Below are 19,303 nucleotides of genomic sequence, written 5' to 3' on the forward strand. Positions count from 1 at the left end.
CGCCAATCACCCGCTTCGGCGGGGTTTTTTATGCCCGGAGAAAGCATGGCGGTAATCATCTACACGGCAAGGCGAGGCGTCATTTCGGGCCACACTGCCGGTGAAGCCTACGAGATGGAAGTGGGAATCGAGAGCGTGTCTCCATCATTTGACCGTGAGGAAAACACTCTCACCACGCTGTCGGGTAAGGATTTCACCACTTTCTATCGCATTGAAGAGCGGGACAGCTTCAGCACGGTGGCCATTGATGATGTGACGCTGCTTGCCCAGATGCGCGAGTTCCTGATGTCCGTGGCCGCCGGCGAGCCGTTCACCCTGGACCTGATGGGGGAGCCAGGCAGCCCGGTTGCCCCGGTTAGCTACAAATTGCGCGGCAGCCCTGCCAAAAGGCTGGTTAATTCCGCTGGTTTCTACTCCTACTCATGGCAAGTGAAGGTATTCGATGAGAACGCATAACAGCGCCTTTGGCTCCCTTAACGCTCAAGCTGTCCGAGAGCCGCGCTTTGTTATTGAGTTCGATTTTGGCGGCGAGGATTACCACTACTTCACCAGCCACCCGATAGAAGGGCTTTCTGGCGCCAATGTGACCGATGGCGTGCTGACCCGGGTGGACAGCACCAGCCAGAAGCTGGACCCGGACAAGGCCAACAGCAAGATTGGCTCCATGACGGTGCGCATTGCTGATGAAGGACTGACCGAGCTTCAGCAAGCGAAGCTGAGCGATAACAAGGGGCTGCGGAACAAGCGGGTTCGGTATTACGCCGGGTTTGCTGAGCTGTCCTGGTCCTCATTCACCCTGGTCCAGACCCAGCTGATCCAGGGTGCCTCGTACAAAGAGCAGGAATACACCTTCAAGTGCGCTGATATTCAGCGCCAGATGCGTGATGACATATTTGTCCTGAAGGAAACCACGCTCAGCGCCTCCCTGGCTGCGGATGACACGGAGATTGAGGTCTACTCCGTCAATGGCCTGAAGCTGGTGAAACAGCCGGTAAGCCCGTCAGGGCGGACGCTGGCCAGCGGGAAAAGCATCTGCCTGGTGCGACTTGAAGGCGAAAATGACGCCTTTGAAATCGCCATGGCCGAAGAGGTTGATGAAAGCACCAATACGCTGAGGCAGGTGACACGCGGCGTCCTTGGTACCACACCCTTGGCAATTGAGGTGGACCCAGACGAAAAGCGCGACAATGCGCCCAAGGTGACCGAATACGTCTACCTGGACATGCCGGCGCCGATGCTGGCCTACGCGCTGCTGACCGGCTCAATTTACGGATACCCGGGCGAATACCTGCCAGATCACTGGCACATGGGCGTGGGCCCTGAGTTCATCCGCACATCGGAATACTTAAACATTGGCGCCGATCTTTGGGATCTGGATGATTTTGATGAGGGCCTGTCCGTCCTTTTGTCCGGCGTTGAGAAGGAGAGCGGTAAGAAGTTCGTAGAAGAGCAGGTTTTCCGGCTCATGGGGTGCTACCCACCCATCTATTCGGATGGTCAGCTCGGCCTGCGCCGCATGACCCTGATTCCCTCCCAAAGCGGCTATTCGCGGGAGCTGAATGAAAGCAATGTGCTGAGCGCCCCGACCCTGAACCACGACATGGGCGGGATGATCAACGACATCCTGGTGTTTTGGAACTGGAACCAGCGCAAAGAAGCCTTTACCCGGGTGAACCGTCTGCTTGATTCCGGCTCTATCGAGCGCAACGGGCAGTCCGAAACTCTGGAGATTGAATTCCGGGGCCTTTCTGCCGAGCGGCACACCTATACCACCATCAAGAACATCCTGGACAGCCTGCGGGATCGCTATGCTGGCCCCCCGCTGCGCACGTCCCTTGAGCTTTCCCCTGAGAACAATGATCTGGAAGTCGGCGATATTGTCCGGGTCAATCTGGATTGTGTTAAGGATTACAGCACCGACCAGGTGGACGTGACCCTGAGCCGGAACTTCGAGGTTCAGCAGGTCAAGGTGGATTGGCAAACCGGCAAGGTCACCGTTGATCTGTTTGGCTCCAGTCAGCGGGCCAGCGAATTGCCGGTGGACCAGTTCGGGTCAGCGTTGCCGCTCAGCTGGTATCAGAGCGAAGGCACCGAAATCAGTGCGGCCAACTTCCCTGGCGCGGTGCTTGAAGAGGCCGGCGAGCGCAGAATTACGGCAGACATCACGCTGGCCGGGCATGCTTCAATTGCTGATGAAACTGCCATCTATTGGTGCCCGGAGGATTTAACCATCGACGGGGATGTGACCGTCACGCTCACCAAGAACGTGCAGCTCCGCGTTGCCGGCTACTTCCAGAACAACGGCACCCTGGATGGCCGAGGAAATGGGCAGCCAGGTGGCGCGGGCGTCGATGAGCTGACCACAGACCCTGTCTATGAGGCTCGCTATTTCAAGTGGGACTCTGACAACAAGGGCCTTGCTGGTTATCTTCGAGCTGAATCCATGCCCCAGTCTGATGGCGTCATTCAGCAGGCAAGCAACTTTGAGAATTACCGCTGGTTTTATCGTTCCTACACCCCCAACCCATACATTCAGATATTGGATTTTGATTTCACAGATTCCTTTTATGATTTGGAGCCGGTTGGCGGCCTGGTAGTAAGCGCTGCACGTTCCGGCCTTGATGTATCGGACGGAAAACTGAGGGGGCTGCCCGCCTATCTCTGGGGCGGGAGTGGGCATGGCGGCGGCGGTCTTGGCAAGCTGCCATCTGTTCAGCTTCAGCCTGGAGCGGAGTTGACATATCTGGGGCCTGGCTCTGATGGCGGAAACTCCGGCGCCGGCCTCGCTATCATTTGTCGAGGCTTTGCCATTGGTGAAAACGGCCTGATTGATCTATCTGGTGGCGATGCGGAAGTGCCCCCTGATTACTATCAGGCAAACAGCTGGTCGAGGGCTTACCCTGGCACTGGGGCACCGGGCGGGCCCGGTGCTCTTTATTTTGTCATGGATGGTGAGACCGCCATCCCTGGTGACCTGACTGAATCTAATTTTCACGCTTTTTATGGTGAATCTGAAGTGCCCGGCTTTCAGGGCACTCGTGGCGGCAACGGCCTCGGCTTTCTGGGGGCTACTCTCCCTGGCGTCTACTCATTCTATGAGGGTTCCAGCAACGAGATTGTTTCACCTCTTTATAGCCCGCAGCCCACCCCGCTGAACGTCTGGCAGTCAGCCTATGTAATCCATCAACTTACCGGCACCATCGCTGTTACCCCTGACATTCCGGAAGAGACAGAAAACCCGGTTTCCGTGACCGTGGCCGAGCTTACCAACACCCCACGAAGCGCAAACGCCAACCTTTCTACCATTGAGGTGGCAGTTCAGCCTCCCGGTGTTAGCAGCTACAAATACGCTGTCATTGAGTACCGGGAGAAGGGCGACCAGGGGTGGTTCGAAGTTGGCCCGGCCTCCCCTGAAGTAGGCTTTGTCGTGCCCAGCGACGGGAAGACCTACGAGATCCGGGCGCGTGGTGTATCCCTGTCCGGCAATGTAGTGCCTGATGCGCCGATCCAAGAGATCACCACCACCAAGATTCTGAACGCCGACCCTGGTGATGAGGAAGTGGATGATGTGGTGGAAGTTCCGAGCGTCCACGGCCTTGAGTTGTTCGAGCAAGGCAACGATGCCGTTTTTGGTGGCCGTGACGCCAAGTTCGTGTGGCGCAAGACCAGCGTTACCGAATGGCTGGAAATGGGCAGTGAGGGGCAGCTGGGTGCGTCCCGTGGCTCTCTGGATCTGTACTTCAAGGACTACCAGGTGGAAGTCTGGGCGGATGGCTCCCTGGTGCGCACGGAGTGGGTGGTTGATCCCGCTTTTGTCTACACCTACGAGAAGAACGCCGAAGACTATGCGCGAGAGCAGGGTCAGACTGGCGCATGGCGGGCTTTTGAGGTCCGGGTGTACTGTCGGGGGCGTCAGAACCAATTGAGCCCACAGGCGGCCAAATTGGCCGTGGAGAACGTGGCGCCAGAATTGCCCGACGCTATCACTGTGTCCGCCAGTTTCCGGTCCCTGCAGATCGACTATGACGCGCCGGCGGATCTGGACTACAAGGACACCCGGGTATGGTTGAGCCAGTCCACAGGCTTCACTCCCGGCCCGGCCAACCAGGTGGCGCAAGCCTACGGCGGGCCAGTGATTATCGCTGGCCTGGCAGACAACACAGAGTACTTCCTCCGGTTCGCGACCTATGACGCGTTCGGGCAGGGAAGTGTCAGCCAGGAATTCAGTGTCACCACTCCTAGCCTTGCCGCTGCCGAGGTGGAGGGTCTGAGCCCCTGGGCCACGGTTACCGACGCTGACAAAGCCTTTATCGATGCGAATCTGGAAGATAACGCTATCGAAGGCACCAAGATCGTCAAGCTGACCGCCTCGAAGATCGTCACCGGCACCCTGGCCGCCACCGAAAAAATCAGCGTAGCCGGTCAGGTGGAAAGCGTTGTCGGCGATGCCGTGGCCACTATTGGGCCCAAGTCAGCTGACAGCAAGACCGGCATGATCACCTATCAGTACGATGGTGTAACTCTGTTTGCTGTGTACAGCGATGGTAGCGCGGCCTTTTCCGGAGCGGTGACGATCACCGGCGGCAGCGGTTATGCCAACTTGAGTGACAAGCCAGGCTCTCTAGGCGACATCAACAGCGGGGAAGGGACAAAGCTGGGCGGGGTCGAGTCTGGCGCTACTGCCGGCGCTGACTGGTCCAGCAACCTGCAAAACATACCTTCCCGCCTTGGAGATACACCGACTGCGGGCCTGAACCTCACAGCCACCCATCTGGGCTATTACGATGGCACCAACTGGCGGGCGTTCATCGAAAACGATGGCACTTTCTACTTTGGTGACGGTGACCAGAAGTACCTTCAGTTTGACGGAACAGACTTCACTGCGGGGAGAGAAACAACCCTGATTGGGGTGGATTCCTACAACGGCAGGAAGCTCTATGTTCACGATAACTTCCTCACAGCATTTGTGCCTGATGACAATTTCAGCGTGGTTGGCGGGGGTAGTGCAGCTTTAAATAGAGGCAGGTATTCCCTTTGGCTTGAGACGGCAGGAAATGGCGATAAGGTCGATTTTTATCACTATGTTCCCCAGTACATCATTGACCAGGCAGAGGCCAGCTCTAACTTCAGAATGAAGGTGGGTTTCTCGTTCGGACATGCTGCAAACGGCTCATATAGCTCCGGCGACAATGTAAACACCATTATGAATATGAAGCTGTTTTCCTGTAGAGACAGCGGAGCCAACTTCTGCCAGGCGCAATATGAAGTGGAGAGCGATTGGTCTTATGCGGGATCAGGAAGCGACAGAGAATTCACGACCACTTACCGTGTCAGGTTCCGCCAAGGGGTAACAACGGAAACCAGGGTTATTACAACGGAAACCGGCACTGCTCCGCCAGCTGCTGTTATTGCCCCGGCGCTGGGGCAGTTCTATGGGGTTGAGTGCTTTGTTGATCTGGAAAATGATGAGGTCACGATAAGTACGCCGAAGGGTGATGAAACCTTCTCTCTGACCAGCACTTACACAATAAACGACTTCAGCCCCGGGGATGCCCTTAAGGTTTCTCTTGTGACCACAGGTAACCGGGTAATGGAAGCGGAAGCCCACCTCAGCGATTTCTATTTCATGCAGGAATAACCGGAGTACCCAATGGCTCAATATAAAGCGGGCACCGCCACGGTGGTGAACGGTAGTCCAGTTGTGTCTGGATCTGGGACGCAATGGCTGGCCAATGTGCAGGCCGGTGACAGCTTCGTCATGGCTGGCGCCAGCCTAGTCTATGACGTGGCCAGCGTGGACAGTGATACCCAGATCACGCTGACCGCACCCTACGGCGGCACCGGCAAGACTGGCGCTTATGCCATCCAGCGTGACTTCACAACCGATGGCATACCTGAGATGGCCCAGGGTGATATTGAGACGGCGGCGATCTTCACCCGAGCTATGCGAAAACTACAGGGGCTCCTTGGCCAGCTTGGCGGCGTGGCCGGAACCGGCGCAACGATTTACCCGAGCATTGCGGCCGGCGAGTCTGCAACCAGCGACACCGAATACTTCTGGGTGTCTGATAGTGGCATCCTGAAGCTATACCAGAATCAAACGGGCACAGGCGTGGAGCAGGGCGAATACCCGAACAGCACAGCCCTGCAGACGGCCATTGATGCTTTCACCGGGGGCGAGTCCAGAATTATTGCTCTGATCCAGTCCCTTCACCCTGAGCTGCTCGGCACCACCTTTTACGCTGACTTTGTAGCCCAGTCCTATATCCAGGAGGATGTGTAATGGCGCTTAAAACCGTCCCGTTCAATGTTGCCTTCGATTTCTCGCGCCCTGATCCTGCTGATTACGAGGACGTCAATGGTGACACCCAGACAGCTGGCACCGATGTTCCTCGCTTCAATTATAGCGAAGGTGTTGGTGAGGGCTTGCTGCTGGACGCTAGCCTTTCAGAAACGGCAGCAATCAATGATATTCCCGCCTTCAACGCATCTGAGGGAACCTGGGTGATTAAGGCGGATCTTGATAAATCCATGCTGATCCCGGGCTCAGGTTTTGGCGAATTCATGGAAGGCTCTGGCACGCTTGTTTTTGTCTATACCAGCGGATCGGGGAAGTGCTGGTCAGATGGCCAAGTCCTCTTCACTGTCGATTCCTTTTCAGCTGCTGAGCCAGGTTTTCTGTCAAGCGGCGGATTGGCCAAAATAAAGGAGGCCACCTACTACCCATTTGCGTTCTCTGATTCAAGATCTGCAGAAAATGCAATCGGAAGCTTTTCTTTATATTTCGGTCCTGAATTGCTGTTTTCTGATGGCGAGCAGGGCGCATGGTATGACCCAAGTGACCTGACTACGCTGTTCCAAGACGCGGCGGGCACTACCCCTGTGACCGCCGATGGCGACCCGGTAGGGTTGATTCTGGATAAGTCAGGCAACGACAACCACGCGAGCCAGGCTACTACAGCGGCTAAGCCCACCTATAGAACTGACGGCACGCTTCATTGGCTTGAACTGGACGGGATTGACGATTATCTCTCGCTTCCGCCGATTTTGCTGGGGGCAGCATCAGATAGCAATTCTGCGATCTCAGCCAGCCTCAATACCGGAGGTGGTTTTTACTTGATGGGGGGCAGTGCGGATGAAGGATTTAATGTTTTGCCTGGAGAAACTGGATTCAGGGTTTCTGTTCATACTTCACCGTTAGGACTTGTGGGCTTTGCGACCGGGCTTTTCGATTCTGGGACAAAGATTGTGGCCTCTTCGGTATTCGACAGATCGGAAGAGACTGTCGACCTTTCTCTTAGCACTGGATATGTGGCATCCAATTCTGCCGTGGGAGACAAGTCCATCCCCGTAGCGCTGGCACTTGGGATCAGAGGATTACAGCAGGTAAATCAATTCCAAGGCAATTTCTACGGACTCGTTATAAACAACGCAGTTATTAGCGAAAGGCAGCGGCAGGAAGCGGAGAGCTTCTTTTCTGTAAAGGCCGGGGTAACATTATGAGCCTATTCACAACCATAACAATGACCATCCCTGTAGAGCACGCAGCAGCGGCAAACCGTTGCGCTGCTATCTTTGATTTTGATGTTGGTGGCGCGGAGACGTTCAAGGCGTGTCGCTTGTCTGCTACAGGGCAAGAGCCGGCGACGCATATCATGGCTAGCACCGTAATCAAGCCTGAATATGTGTCGGTGCTGCAAGACGCGGAACAGGTCATGCCAGCACTGACCCACCTTGCCGAAGTCTACGGGCGAGAAGATCCGGTGCTGGAAGACGTGGAGGCCTTCTGCAATAACGTGCTGGTAGGTGAGCATCCTGACCTTTTGCGAATCGCTGAGGATGAGCCCGCCGCATAGCGCTGACACGTCTGTCGCTGGCCGGAGAATGGAGATCGGTGGCCGGCGGCGGGCAGGGTCAGAGTGGCAAATGCCAGGGATGGCGTCTGTCAGCTATGGCTGATGGTGGTGTGCGAAAGCCGCTAAGATCGGCATAAAATAATAGCTAAGCCATTGATTGTATTAGGCATGAATCGGCCTTTTTTTGATGCCAAACAAGCCGCAACGCCATGATAAATAAGGCCAATATAACTGGCTACGAACCAGTAGGTCGGGGGTTCGAATCCTCCCCGGTGCGCCATATCCCTAAAAGGGCCCGCTAGTTAGCGGGCCCTTTTTCGTTTCGGCCTGGCACAAAACAAACCGCGTCATCTTCCTTCAGTGGAGGTTCGGCGCCGTCTGAGCCGCACCAATTGATCAAATCAATCACACCCCCTGTACACAGGCCTCATTGCAGGTTGTCGACAATCCCTCTACATTCCCAGAAATCGACGAGAGAGACTCGGAAATCTCCCGAATAACCCAGGGAGCCTTCCGGGGATGCCTGCTGACACGGTGGGCTGTCCCGCTTTCGCCTGCGGTAATGCAAACCGCCACCGGAACCGTAAAGGAGTGTTCCATGAACACACTGATGGCCCAGGGCCTGGAGCTCATGCTGATTGGCATGGGTGTGGTCTTTTCCTTTCTGATTATTCTCGTGGCCGTGACGTCGTTGATGTCGTTGCTGGTGAAACGCTTCGGGCAGGCGCCCGCAGTCATCCCCGCGCCGGCTAGCCCAGCCCCCGCCGGAGACCTGCCGTCTCCGTCGGTGATCAAGGCCATTGAGAAGGCGGTGCGTCAGCACCGGCAGTCCCAGCAATAACCGGAATTTTTCCATGAGTGATCACAAGCCTCTGGGCATCACCGATGTGGTGCTGCGCGACGCCCATCAGTCCCTGTTTGCTACCCGCATGCGTCTGGACGACATGCTGCCCATTGCCGCAGAACTGGACGACATCGGTTTCTGGTCCCTGGAATCCTGGGGCGGCGCGACTTTTGATGCCTGCATCCGTTATCTGGGCGAAGACCCCTGGGAGCGTATCCGCGAGCTGAAAAAAGCCATGCCCAACACGCCTCAACAGATGTTGCTGCGCGGCCAGAACCTGCTCGGCTATCGTCACTATGCGGATGATGTGGTGGATGCGTTTGTGGAGCGCGCCGCCGAAAGTGGCGTGGATGTGTTCCGGGTATTCGATGCCATGAACGACATGCGCAACATCGAGCGCGCCATCGCCGCCGTCATCAAACAGGGCAAACACGCCCAGGGCACCATCGCCTACACCGTCAGCCCGGTGCATACCCTGGATATGTGGGTAGAGCAGGGCAAGGTGATCGAACAGATGGGCGCCCACTCCGTGGCCATCAAGGACATGGCCGGCCTGTTGCGCCCCAATGTGGCCTTTGAGCTGGTCAGCCGCCTCAAGCAGACGCTGTCTATTCCGGTCCACATGCAGTGCCACGCCACCACCGGTCTTTCCACGGCGACGGCACTGAAAGCCGCCGAGGCGGGCATTGATAATGTGGATACCGCCATCTCCTCCATGTCCATGACCTATGGCCACAGCCCCACCGAGTCTGTGGTGGCCATGCTGGAAGGCACCGACCGGGATACCGGCCTGGATCTGAAAAAACTCAATCGCATCGCCGGTTACTTTCGTGAAGTGCGCAAGAAGTACGCCCAGTTTGAAGGCAGCCTGCGCGGTGTGGATGCGCGCATTTTGGTGGCCCAGGTGCCCGGCGGCATGCTCACCAACATGGAAAGCCAGTTGAAAGAGCAGGGCGCCACCGACCGGTTCGACGAAGTGCTGCAGGAAATTCCCGCCGTACGCGAAGACCTGGGTTTTATTCCCCTGGTCACGCCAACTTCCCAGATCGTCGGCACCCAGGCGGTGCTCAATGTGCTCTCCGGCGAACGCTACAAGGCGCTCAGCAAGGAAACCCGTGGCGTACTGCGCGGTGAATACGGGGCGGCGCCTGCGGCCTTCAACAGCGAACTGCAGGCCCGTGCCCTGGACGGTGACGAGCCTGTCACCTGTCGCCCCGCCGACCTGATCGATGACGAGATGGACAGCCTGACCCGGGAAGTGGAAACCCTGGCCAGCGAGAAAGGGCTGAAACTGGCGGAAGGCAAGCGCCGCATTGATGATGTGCTGACCTATGCGCTGTTCACGCAGATCGGCCTGCGTTTCCTGGAGCATCGCGGCGACGCCTCGGCGTTCGAGCCGGTGCCGGACGGCAAGGCGTTGCCGGTTGCCGGCAACAGCGACGGTGTCTACACCGTGGACGTGGATGGCCGGGAATACACCGTCAAAGTCAGTGACGGTGGCGACGTGACCGGTATCAAGGCGCTCGGGCACAGCGCGGGTGCCGCCGAGTCCAACCCACCGGTGGTCCACAACCCGTCCCAGAGCACCCCGATCCCCGCGCCCCTGGCGGGCAACATCTTCAAGGTGCTGGTGAAACCCGGTGACCGGGTTACTGAAGGCCAGAAGATCATGGTGCTGGAAGCCATGAAAATGGAAACCGACGTGTCCAGCCCGGAAGCCGGTATCGTCACCGAGATGGCGGTGAAAGAGGGTGATGCGGTCACCGTCGGCCAGACCCTGCTTAGCCTGGAGCCGGCCCATGGATAAACTGGAGACGCTCTGGCACAGCACCGGCCTGTTTCATCTGTCCGGTGGCCAGCTGATCATGCTGTTGGTCTGCCTTGGCCTGCTGTGGCTGGCCATCAACAAGAAATTCGAGCCGCTGTTGTTGTTGCCTATCGGCTTTGGCGGCCTGTTGGCCAATATCCCCGTGGCCGGGTTGGCGGAGTCCGCCATCAGCCAGGCCATGCACTTCGGCAGCCAGGATCTGCTCGCCAGCATGGCCCAGGTGCTGGGCATGGATGCGGATGCCGGGCGAGAAGCCCTCTATAAAGCCGCTGAAGGCGCCGGGCCGGCAGTACAGGACCAACTCCACCATCTGGCGCAAAAAGCCAACTACGGCGATGGCATCCTCTACCTGATCTACACCGTAGGTCTGATGACCGGCATTTTCCCGCTGCTGATCTTCATGGGCGTGGGCGCCATGACCGACTTCGGCCCACTGCTGGCCAACCCGCGCACCCTGTTGCTGGGCGCCGCAGCCCAGTTCGGCATCTTTGCGGCCCTGCTGGGGGCGCTGGCGCTGAACTTCCTGGGTATGGACTTCTCCCTGGCGGATGCGGCGGCCATCGGCATCATCGGCGGCGCGGACGGTCCCACGTCCATTTACGTAACCACCAAGCTGGCCCCGGAACTGCTCGGTGCCATCGCCGTGGCGGCCTATTCCTACATGGCCCTGGTGCCGATCATTCAGCCCCCCATCATTCGCGCCCTGACCACCGCCAAGGAGCGCACCATCAAGATGGAGCAACTGCGTCCGGTGAGCCAGACGGAAAAGATCCTCTTCCCCATCCTGCTGCTGGTACTGGTGGCCCTGGTATTGCCCGATGCGGCGCCGCTGCTGGGCATGTTCTGCCTGGGTAACCTGATGAAGGAATCCGGTGTGGTCAGCCGTCTGGTGGATACCACCAGCAATGCGTTGATCAACGTGGTGACCATCATGCTGGGCCTGGCAGTGGGCGCGAAACTCAGCGCGGAAGAGTTCCTGGTCATGGAAACCCTGGGCATCCTGGTACTGGGCCTGGTGGCCTTCATGATCGGCACCGCCACCGGCGTCCTCATGGCCAAGCTGCTCAACCGCCTCAGCCACCACCCGGTGAACCCCATCATCGGCGCCGCCGGCGTCTCCGCCGTACCCATGGCCGCCCGCGTGGCCAACAAGGTGGGCCTGGAAGCCAACCCCCACAACTTCCTGCTCATGCACGCCATGGGCCCCAACGTAGCCGGCGTCATCGGCTCCGCCGTCGCCGCCGGCGTCCTCCTCAACTTCGCAGGCTAACCCCGGCGCGGCCCAGGCCGCGCCTCCCCAACCCTTCTACCCCCAACCCTTCTACCCCCAACCCTTCTACACCCACCCTGTAGGAGCGGCGCTTGAGCCGCGAACCGCGCGCAGCGCGGAAATCGCCCGCAGGGCGATCAGGCACACCCGATCCCTCCACTACCTTCTTAATAAACAAAAACGTGCTTCGCACCTCAAGAGGCGACCAACGGCCCGCTGATCTACAGCCACCGGGAACCCCAACGCCTATAGTACGTCGAACAGCCAAACCCCCACGGAGCCTCACCCTTGCCACCCACCCTGCAAACCCTCTCCAACAAGCTCTACCGGATCCGCCACCTGTGGGCGGTGATCAGCTTTGCACTGGGTCTGTCCAGTTACTTTCTGGTGGAGCGCCAACCCTGGCTAGCCGCGGTACTCACCGGCTTTCTGGTACTAAGCTGGCTGCTCCTGCTCACCGAAGGGCTTTGGCAACGGCGCTTGGCCGGTACCGCCATGGAGGGCATGTCCCAGGGCATGCTCAAACTGCTGCTGCAGGCAGTCCATCAGGAAGCCTTCTTCTTCAGTCTGCCGTTCGTGCTGTTGCAGTGGTCCGGCGGGGCGGAATACATCTTCTTCACCACCCTGGTGATCAGTGCAGCGCTGGTCAGCATTATCGACCCGCTGTACTTCTGGCTGGCACGGCACCGGGCGCTGTACTTCGGCTTCCACGCCTGGGCACTGTTTGTGGCCCTGCTGGTACTTTTGCCGCTGATCTTCCACTGGAGCACGGATTCAGCTCTCACCTGGGCCGGCTGGCTAACGGCCCTGTTTGCGCTGCCCAGTTTCTGGCGCGTGGGCGGGCCACGAAAATGGTTTCGCTGGCTAGGGTTGCTGGCAGTGTCCTGCGTAATCGCCTTCGCCCCGCGCTGGCTGGCACCGCTGGTGCCGCCGCTTACCCTGTCACTGGAAGAGCGGGCCATGGCGCTGTCATTCAACCGTGAACAGCGCCAGCCCCTGGTGACCGGAAAGGTTTTCGATGAAGCGGAAGTAGCGGCAGGGCTCTACGCCTACACCGCCATCAAGGCACCGCTGGGGCTGGGGCAGGAAGTCTTCCACTACTGGTTCCGCAACGGCGAGCAAGTGGACCGGATTCCCCTGACAGTCTACGGCGGCCGCGAATCCGGTTTCCGCACCTGGTCCCACAAAAGCCATATCCCGCAACCCGCCGCCGGCCACTGGCGAGTGGAAGTGCGCACCAAAGACCGCCAGATCATCGGCGTCATGCGCTTCACTATCACACCCTGAGCCCTGCGGCTCCCCAGCCGCCCCTTGCCCCGAAGCCCTTCAACGCCTCAACCCCCAACCCTCGTTGGAGCCTTGCTCGCAAGGCGAAGAGGCTGAAGTCACTGCCGTGCCCTCGGGACCCTCTGCGTCTTCGTAAGCTGGGCCCAGTGGTTTATCCAGACCCTCTTGGGCCATACCCCTCCAAACGGTTACCCCCAAATATGCCGTGCTCAACAGAACGAGCCATATTTTTGTAGGATATGGCTTACAGAAAATGCTAAACGGTTGATATAGAGTGGTTTTCAGAACGGGGTATATCGGGGATAGTCAGGAAATAGGGTGCTTTTTCGAGTTTTGTCAAACGCGAAGGGTTCTTGTTTTTCGGTAAATTTCTGGCGGCGTAGAGGTCTTCTATGTTGCTCCTGCAACCCATAAGATAATTATTTTGATGAAAGGTATTCCGAGAGACTATCGATTTGCTACAGAAGAATAGGAGAAATAAATGATGTCAGGACCTTTTAGCATAGAAGAGATCGAGAATGAGATTTATCAACTAGTAGTCTCATCCAAGGCCAGAGAAGGCCACACTTTTCCAGCCAGATACGTGATGTTGAACATGGATAAAAATGGTTATACGAGGGATGACTTTCTAGCCGGTATTGATTCTCTGCTGAAAAAGGGCCTTATCACAGAAGATGAAAAGATTGCAGAAAACTTCTTCGCCGAGCTGCGTAGCATATAGCAACTAGTCACATAACAACGGGTTCGACAAAGCTACGGGCGGAAAATCAAGCGAACTGGGTGCATCGGGGAGCAAGGGGGCGGCGTCAGGTCTCCCATTTCCCTTGTTGTTCGAGTCACTAGGGGTTGGGCTGAGCAATCGGAGACCTGCCCCCGTTGTCACTGAATGGAAGATGAATTAAACCGAAAAATAGGAAATTATAATGGTAAGTAGCAATTCGGGTGTAGAAGGTGGATCTGGGTATTCATTTCAGCGTTGCTGCGTTGTTTTTCTATTATTTGAAGGTTACAAAACCATTAGCTTAAAAGATTACTTCATATGCTTGGAGCACCATGAAGACTTTCTATTTGCCTTTTTAGATGAAAATGGCCACTTGAAAAAAATAGATACCTATCAAGCAAAAAAATCAAGAGATGACTGGAAGACAGATAATAATTTATGCGAAATAATCGGGAAAATCACCTCTGTAGGTAAGGAGCTTCTCAAAGATCCCCTACGTAAGTCTGATGACTATCAGCATACCTTGAATTTTCTGACTAATCGAAATGTTGTTTTAACGAGTAAAAAAAAGAGGTCTGCTAAGCAAGAGAAAGAAAAAGTACAGGTGTCAAATAAAATAAAAAAATACGCCGATCTACATGATGAAATTAAGGAAAATATCATATCAAGAATCAGTAAAGAGATACTGGAAGAGACGGAGCTGGAAAATGTTCAATTTAAATACATTGACCTCGCTCAAAGTTACAGAAGCTGGAAGCAACAATTGCAAGGGCTTTCTATAGAGCACTTTGGTAAAGAAATTAATGATCATGAGGCGGTCATCTCTACTTTAATGAGATTACTGGAGGATGCTGAACAAGCTTATAATGATGACAATAAAGTGCTTTTATCTGATCTTGGCAAGAGAGTAACAAAAAGAAAGATTGATGAAACCTTTAATATGTTTATAGAAAGCAAAAAATCCTTTGATTTTTGGAGGCGGTATTCTGAGCAGCTATCAAATGGCCTCAAGTTACACTTGCCAATACAGCGAAAGGCAAATGAGCTGCTAGAAAATTGCTTTGATTATTTTAAAGATATGCAGCAGGTTGAGTATCGTAAAATTTATCAATACGTAGAGAAGCGAACTGACGTTGATGAGAATCACAACAGCGAAGCGGAATGTATAGTTGATCTATATAATCGCTATTTGAAGGAATTTAGCCCTAGATTAGAAAGTCATATGATTGCATTCGCTGTTATTGCTGCTTACGTTGAGACAAGGGGGATGTGTGTCTGAATTAATATTGAAGAGCTTGCTGGTTTTTTCCCCGAATTTGGATAAAGGGTTTTATACAGATTTCAGCGAATCAGTGAATATCGTGCACGGAAGAAATACATCAGGGAAAAGCACCCTTATTCAATCAATTGTTTATGCAATGGGGGTGAATGATTTAAAAGATAACTTAAATGATATAAATAAAGATGATGTTTTTTTTCGCCTAAACTGTGAGTTGCGCGACAGTGACGAAATCTGCAATTTAACCTTTGTAAGAACACATGATTCTTTGGTTTTAAAGAAAGGCACTGATGGGCCTATTCGATTTGATGGTATTAGTAGTAATAACTCATATGAATACGCTAGGTATAAGAAAGCCTTTTCTGAAATAATCGGTTTCAGTTTGAAGTTACAAAAGCAGTCTGAATTAGTAGATGCACCGCTAGAGGCAGCGATTCTGCCATATTATGTATCACAGTCTGTAGGGTGGGTGTATATACGGGAATCAATTGGTGATTACAGATTCTATAAAGACTTCAAATTCGATTATTTAGATTACTACTGTGGTATAGAAAATTTACACGATAGAGTCAAGAAGTATGATCTTGAGAAAGAGAAGAAAGAGTTGGCATTCGAGCTGAATCAGCTCAGCTCTTATGAAACCAAGGACGAAGGCTTGAAAATTTCAAAAATATTGCACGAGCGATTCAAAGGTCAAGCTGTTGGTTTTTTGGAAGAATATCAAGCGTTAAATGGTGACCTATTCGCTCGGGAGGCTGAGCATACTAAATTATGCAATAAGATTAGTCTTCTGAGAGGCAGAAAAAAAGTACTTTCACAGGTTATTGCTAACATCAAAAAGCAGAGACCTAAAATTGATCAGTGTCCAACATGTGAGCAAAATCTTCCCGGTGATTTAAAGGATTTTTATAATTATAGCCAGGATATTAATGATGCTCTAAAGGAAAACGAGAAGGTCAAAAATGATATAAAGAGTGCTGTTGCAAAGCTGAATTCCATTGAGAGTGCTGTGTCTGAATTAAGAATAAAAATCGAAGAGAATTTCGGTGTTTTGCGGCGTTTAAAGGCTGAAAATATCACATTTGATTCATGGCTTGACCATAATGCCAATTTAAGGTTGTTAAAGAATATTTCTATAAAAAAAGCTTCTTGCGAAAAAAGGATGGAAGATTTAAAGAGTGAGATTGGTGGTATTGGAGGCGAAGATGGTATTGAGTTAAAAAGAATTAAGAAGGAGGAAGAGTTTTTAGGGATTTTTAAAATAAAAGCTGAGTCATTAGGTGTCGACCTCCCGAAAGAGAAAAAATATCGGGATTTGTATGCTTTGAACTCATTTCCTTGTCAGGGGGTTGAGCTTCATCTGTTGTTAATGGCCTATAACTTCTCCTTCTATGAAATGGTTATGAAAAATCCTAATGTTCACAGTTTTCCATTTTTATTGGATGCTGTTTTTAAAGAGGATATTGACCCTGCGAGTAGAAGTGGAATCTTCGATTTTTTATCTCGTGAAACAAAAAAATCTGGTCAAGTTATTTTTTCTGTTGCTGAATACAATAGAGATGATGCGTCTTTTGGTCCTCTTTTCAATATTCAAATGGTTAAAAGTAAATATTTTTCAAGTGATACTAAGCTAATTTGCATTGGGGATAGTAAAACAAAGCGGTCATTCTTATCTGATTCATCCTCGATCGATGACGCTTTAATTGAAGACTCAATTGGATTGCTAGAAACAGTTTGATAAAACGATCCCGGTGCCCGGTCTCTCATGTCCCTTTTATTCGCGCCCAGAAGTGCTGGGCTGAGAAATGAGAGACCAGGAATCCGCTTCCTTTCTTATTCTGTAATAATAACTATATTCGTTTAACTGAGTCATCTAGCCGGCGCTCGTGCCTTGCGAGGCCCATGGTTAGTGTTAACTGCTTTGTGAGGAACTATGCAAACTGAAAACTTCAGAAATTGGCTGGCAGCACAGAACTATCAGGGTGGCACCGTCACAGCTCAGATGCATAGAGTCGGAAGGGTCGAGGAGCATTATGGCGATCTTGATGCTCTTTATGCCGAGGATCATTTGGAGTCGCTGATCCAAGAACTAACCTATACCACCCAAGATCGGAGAAACAATAGGCCAAATGAAACAAGAATTCCGTTCGATGGTAATGCATATAACAATTTGGCCTCTTACCGCGACGCAGTTCGACGTTATCGAAGATTTCTTGAAGACGACATAGAGAGTATCGAGCCTGGAGATGTGTTGCCTGTCGATACCATTGAGCCTGAATTGTCGCCAAAAACCATCGGGCTGGAAAAAGACATGCAAGCAGCCATTCGTCATAATATCGGGCAAGTCGAACAAGGTCTTCGCATTACCGACAATGGTCGAGAGCGTTCTGTTGAAACTGGATTCATTGATATCACAGCTGAAGATTCCGATTCAGTGCCGGTAGTTATAGAGCTAAAGACTGGAGTAGCGGGGCATCGAGCTGTCGCTCAGATATTGAGTTATATCGGGAGCGTGATGGAAGAGGAAGGAACGGATCGGGTCCGCGGTATCTTGATAGCGTCTGAATTCGACCGAAAGGCACGCGCTGCCGCAAAAGTTGTCCCGAACTTGACCTTGATGCGCTATCAGTTTTCCTTTCAGTTTTTCCCTGAATGAAGAATGTTGGCATGGTGCACTGACATTTCGTTGCAACGGGCGCTTGTCACGCCGCCTCAAAAGCCGTTGAACTTTGGCGCTCACAGCCGAAAGCCTTCTCCCCTGTAAGTTCGTTCCCGCACCAAACCCTAAAACCGCACCTTCCCCAACGGCACCAACAACACCGCCGCTCCAATCAACGCCACTGCCGCCCCCAACAACCCGGGCGCAAAACTCCCGCTACTTTCCAGTAATCGCGCCGTCACCACCGGCCCCAGTATTTGCCCGACCCCACAGCAGGTTGGCGGGCACGGCGGCCAAGGATATGACCCCGTTGTTTTCGCGCGCTGCCGTGCCTTCGCGACCCTCTGCGTCTTCGCAAGCGAGGCCCAGTGGTTTATCCTGGCCCTCTTGGGCCGTACCCCCTCCAAACGGTTATCCCGAATATGCCGTGCTCAACAAAACGAGCCATATCTTTGTAGGATATGGCTTACAGAAAATGCTAAACGGTTGATATAGAGTGGTTTTCGGAACGGGGAGTACCGGGAAAGTCAGGAAATAGGCCGCTTTTTCGAGTTTTGTCAGGCGAAAAGGGTTCTTGTTTTTACTGTAATAATCTGATTTATTTCATTTTTCTGTGTTTATCCCGAAGGCCATAAAAGAATTATATCGAAGTAAGTTATGTCGAATCAGTTCTACTGAATGCGCTGTTATGCGATCGGTTTACTATTCGTAGCTTGGTGCATGCGCTCGACACCTAGGAGGTTAAGGAGGTTCCATCCGTGAATAAGATCTCAGCAGAGCGAAATATTTTAGGATTAGCAAAACCACTCCTAGGTGAGCTTTATGGCCATTTTCATGTTGATCCCGAACAAACAGATCGTCCCGATGCTGCAATAATATTAGGCACCACTGATGGTAGAATCGGGATCGAGATTACATCTGTAGATGGAGAAGATTTTCAGCAATATTTTAACGACGAAAAATTTGGAAAGGCTATTAAGGTAAAAAAAATAAACGATTTGGTTTTCGGTGGTGATTATAGTAATCACCCAGAAAAAAAAGCTTCTATTCCTTTTCGGAATAGCTATATCGCTGATGGCGTGTTAAAAAAATACGACAAGCACTCTGATTACTTAGAGTCAGGTGAATATGAAGAAGTTATTCTTATTTCATTCAGTGAGGTCCTTGAAATAAGAAGCAGGAATTTTAATTCATATCATAAGCCATGGACATGGCACCTCTTAAAAGAAAAATCATTTCCTTTCTCGAAAGTAATTTTTGTATGCAAGCAACACGGGGATGCTGCTCTTGTTTATGATAAAAATATCCCGGCGCCAGCTCCCCCGGAGCGCGATCCCGACAAAGAGCTGGGAGTGACTAGGATTTCTGGAGCAATCCTCCCTGCTGGGAAGAAGATTAATCTTTATGATATATTTGACAGTGAGCCACTCATTAATCTGCCGCAAAAAAATAAGAAAAAGGCAAAGAGAAAAGCAAATAGAAAGGCTCAGGGTAATGCCAGAAAGGTTAATAGAAAAAAATGAAGGGGCGCATATATAAAAACGGCTGCCCCGGAAAAA

General features: G+C 53.0%; 14 protein-coding genes and 1 tRNA gene. All 15 read left to right on the forward strand.

What is annotated here, in order from left to right; all coding sequences use genetic code 11:
• Positions 1-456: hypothetical protein (locus B3Q33_RS02325; RefSeq protein WP_286826723.1), on the forward strand; the 456-nt coding region annotated here is incomplete at its 5' end.
• Positions 457-664: 208 nt separating this feature from the next.
• Positions 665-5,638 (forward strand): hypothetical protein, encoded by a 4,974-nt coding sequence (locus B3Q33_RS02330; RefSeq protein ID WP_273009382.1) that lies wholly within the window; start codon positions 665-667, stop codon positions 5,636-5,638.
• Between the two features lie 12 nt (positions 5,639-5,650).
• Positions 5,651-6,283 (forward strand): hypothetical protein, encoded by a 633-nt coding sequence (locus tag B3Q33_RS02335; protein ID WP_273009383.1) that lies wholly within the window; start codon positions 5,651-5,653, stop codon positions 6,281-6,283.
• Positions 6,283-7,503: a hypothetical protein gene (locus B3Q33_RS02340; RefSeq protein ID WP_273009385.1), complete on the forward strand. Its 1,221-nt coding sequence runs from the start codon at positions 6,283-6,285 to the stop codon at positions 7,501-7,503. Before B3Q33_RS02335 ends, B3Q33_RS02340 begins: the two co-directional genes overlap by 1 nt.
• A gap of 152 nt (positions 7,504-7,655) precedes the next feature.
• Entirely contained in the window at positions 7,656-7,856 is a 201-nt protein-coding gene (locus tag B3Q33_RS02345) for a hypothetical protein (protein ID WP_273009387.1), read from the forward strand.
• A 211-nt stretch (positions 7,857-8,067) separates the two neighbouring features.
• Positions 8,068-8,136: transfer RNA gene (locus tag B3Q33_RS02350), tRNA-Arg, on the forward strand.
• Between the two features lie 318 nt (positions 8,137-8,454).
• A complete protein-coding gene (locus B3Q33_RS02355) occupies positions 8,455-8,697 on the forward strand; it encodes an OadG family protein (protein ID WP_272962066.1) in 243 nt (80 codons plus the stop codon).
• Positions 8,698-8,710: 13 nt separating this feature from the next.
• Entirely contained in the window at positions 8,711-10,507 is a 1,797-nt protein-coding gene (oadA, locus tag B3Q33_RS02360) for a sodium-extruding oxaloacetate decarboxylase subunit alpha (RefSeq protein WP_273009389.1), read from the forward strand.
• Positions 10,500-11,798 (forward strand): sodium ion-translocating decarboxylase subunit beta, encoded by a 1,299-nt coding sequence (locus tag B3Q33_RS02365; protein WP_273009391.1) that lies wholly within the window; start codon positions 10,500-10,502, stop codon positions 11,796-11,798. Before oadA ends, B3Q33_RS02365 begins: the two co-directional genes overlap by 8 nt.
• A gap of 288 nt (positions 11,799-12,086) precedes the next feature.
• Positions 12,087-13,085 (forward strand): DUF5924 family protein, encoded by a 999-nt coding sequence (locus B3Q33_RS02370; RefSeq protein WP_286826728.1) that lies wholly within the window; start codon positions 12,087-12,089, stop codon positions 13,083-13,085.
• 481 nt (positions 13,086-13,566) lie between these two features.
• A complete protein-coding gene (locus tag B3Q33_RS02375) occupies positions 13,567-13,806 on the forward strand; it encodes a hypothetical protein (RefSeq protein ID WP_273009395.1) in 240 nt (79 codons plus the stop codon).
• 202 nt (positions 13,807-14,008) lie between these two features.
• Positions 14,009-15,085: a dsDNA nuclease domain-containing protein gene (locus B3Q33_RS02380; protein ID WP_273009397.1), complete on the forward strand. Its 1,077-nt coding sequence runs from the start codon at positions 14,009-14,011 to the stop codon at positions 15,083-15,085.
• Positions 15,078-16,823 (forward strand): ATP-binding protein, encoded by a 1,746-nt coding sequence (locus tag B3Q33_RS02385; protein ID WP_273009398.1) that lies wholly within the window; start codon positions 15,078-15,080, stop codon positions 16,821-16,823. The genes B3Q33_RS02380 and B3Q33_RS02385 overlap by 8 nt, the downstream gene beginning before the upstream one ends.
• Before the next feature lie 195 nt (positions 16,824-17,018).
• The gene (locus tag B3Q33_RS02390) at positions 17,019-17,741 is read left to right on the forward strand and encodes an endonuclease NucS domain-containing protein (protein ID WP_273009400.1); all 723 of its coding nucleotides are present in this window, start codon (positions 17,019-17,021) and stop codon (positions 17,739-17,741) included.
• Positions 17,742-18,502: 761 nt separating this feature from the next.
• On the forward strand, positions 18,503-19,267 hold the full coding sequence (locus tag B3Q33_RS02395) for a hypothetical protein (RefSeq protein WP_273009402.1): 765 nt from the start codon (positions 18,503-18,505) through the stop codon (positions 19,265-19,267).
• Positions 19,268-19,303 lie beyond the last annotated feature (36 nt).

Source organism: Alcanivorax sp. UBA3183 (assembly GCF_002364155.1).
GTDB classification, from domain to species: Bacteria; Pseudomonadota; Gammaproteobacteria; order Pseudomonadales; family Alcanivoracaceae; genus Alcanivorax; species Alcanivorax jadensis.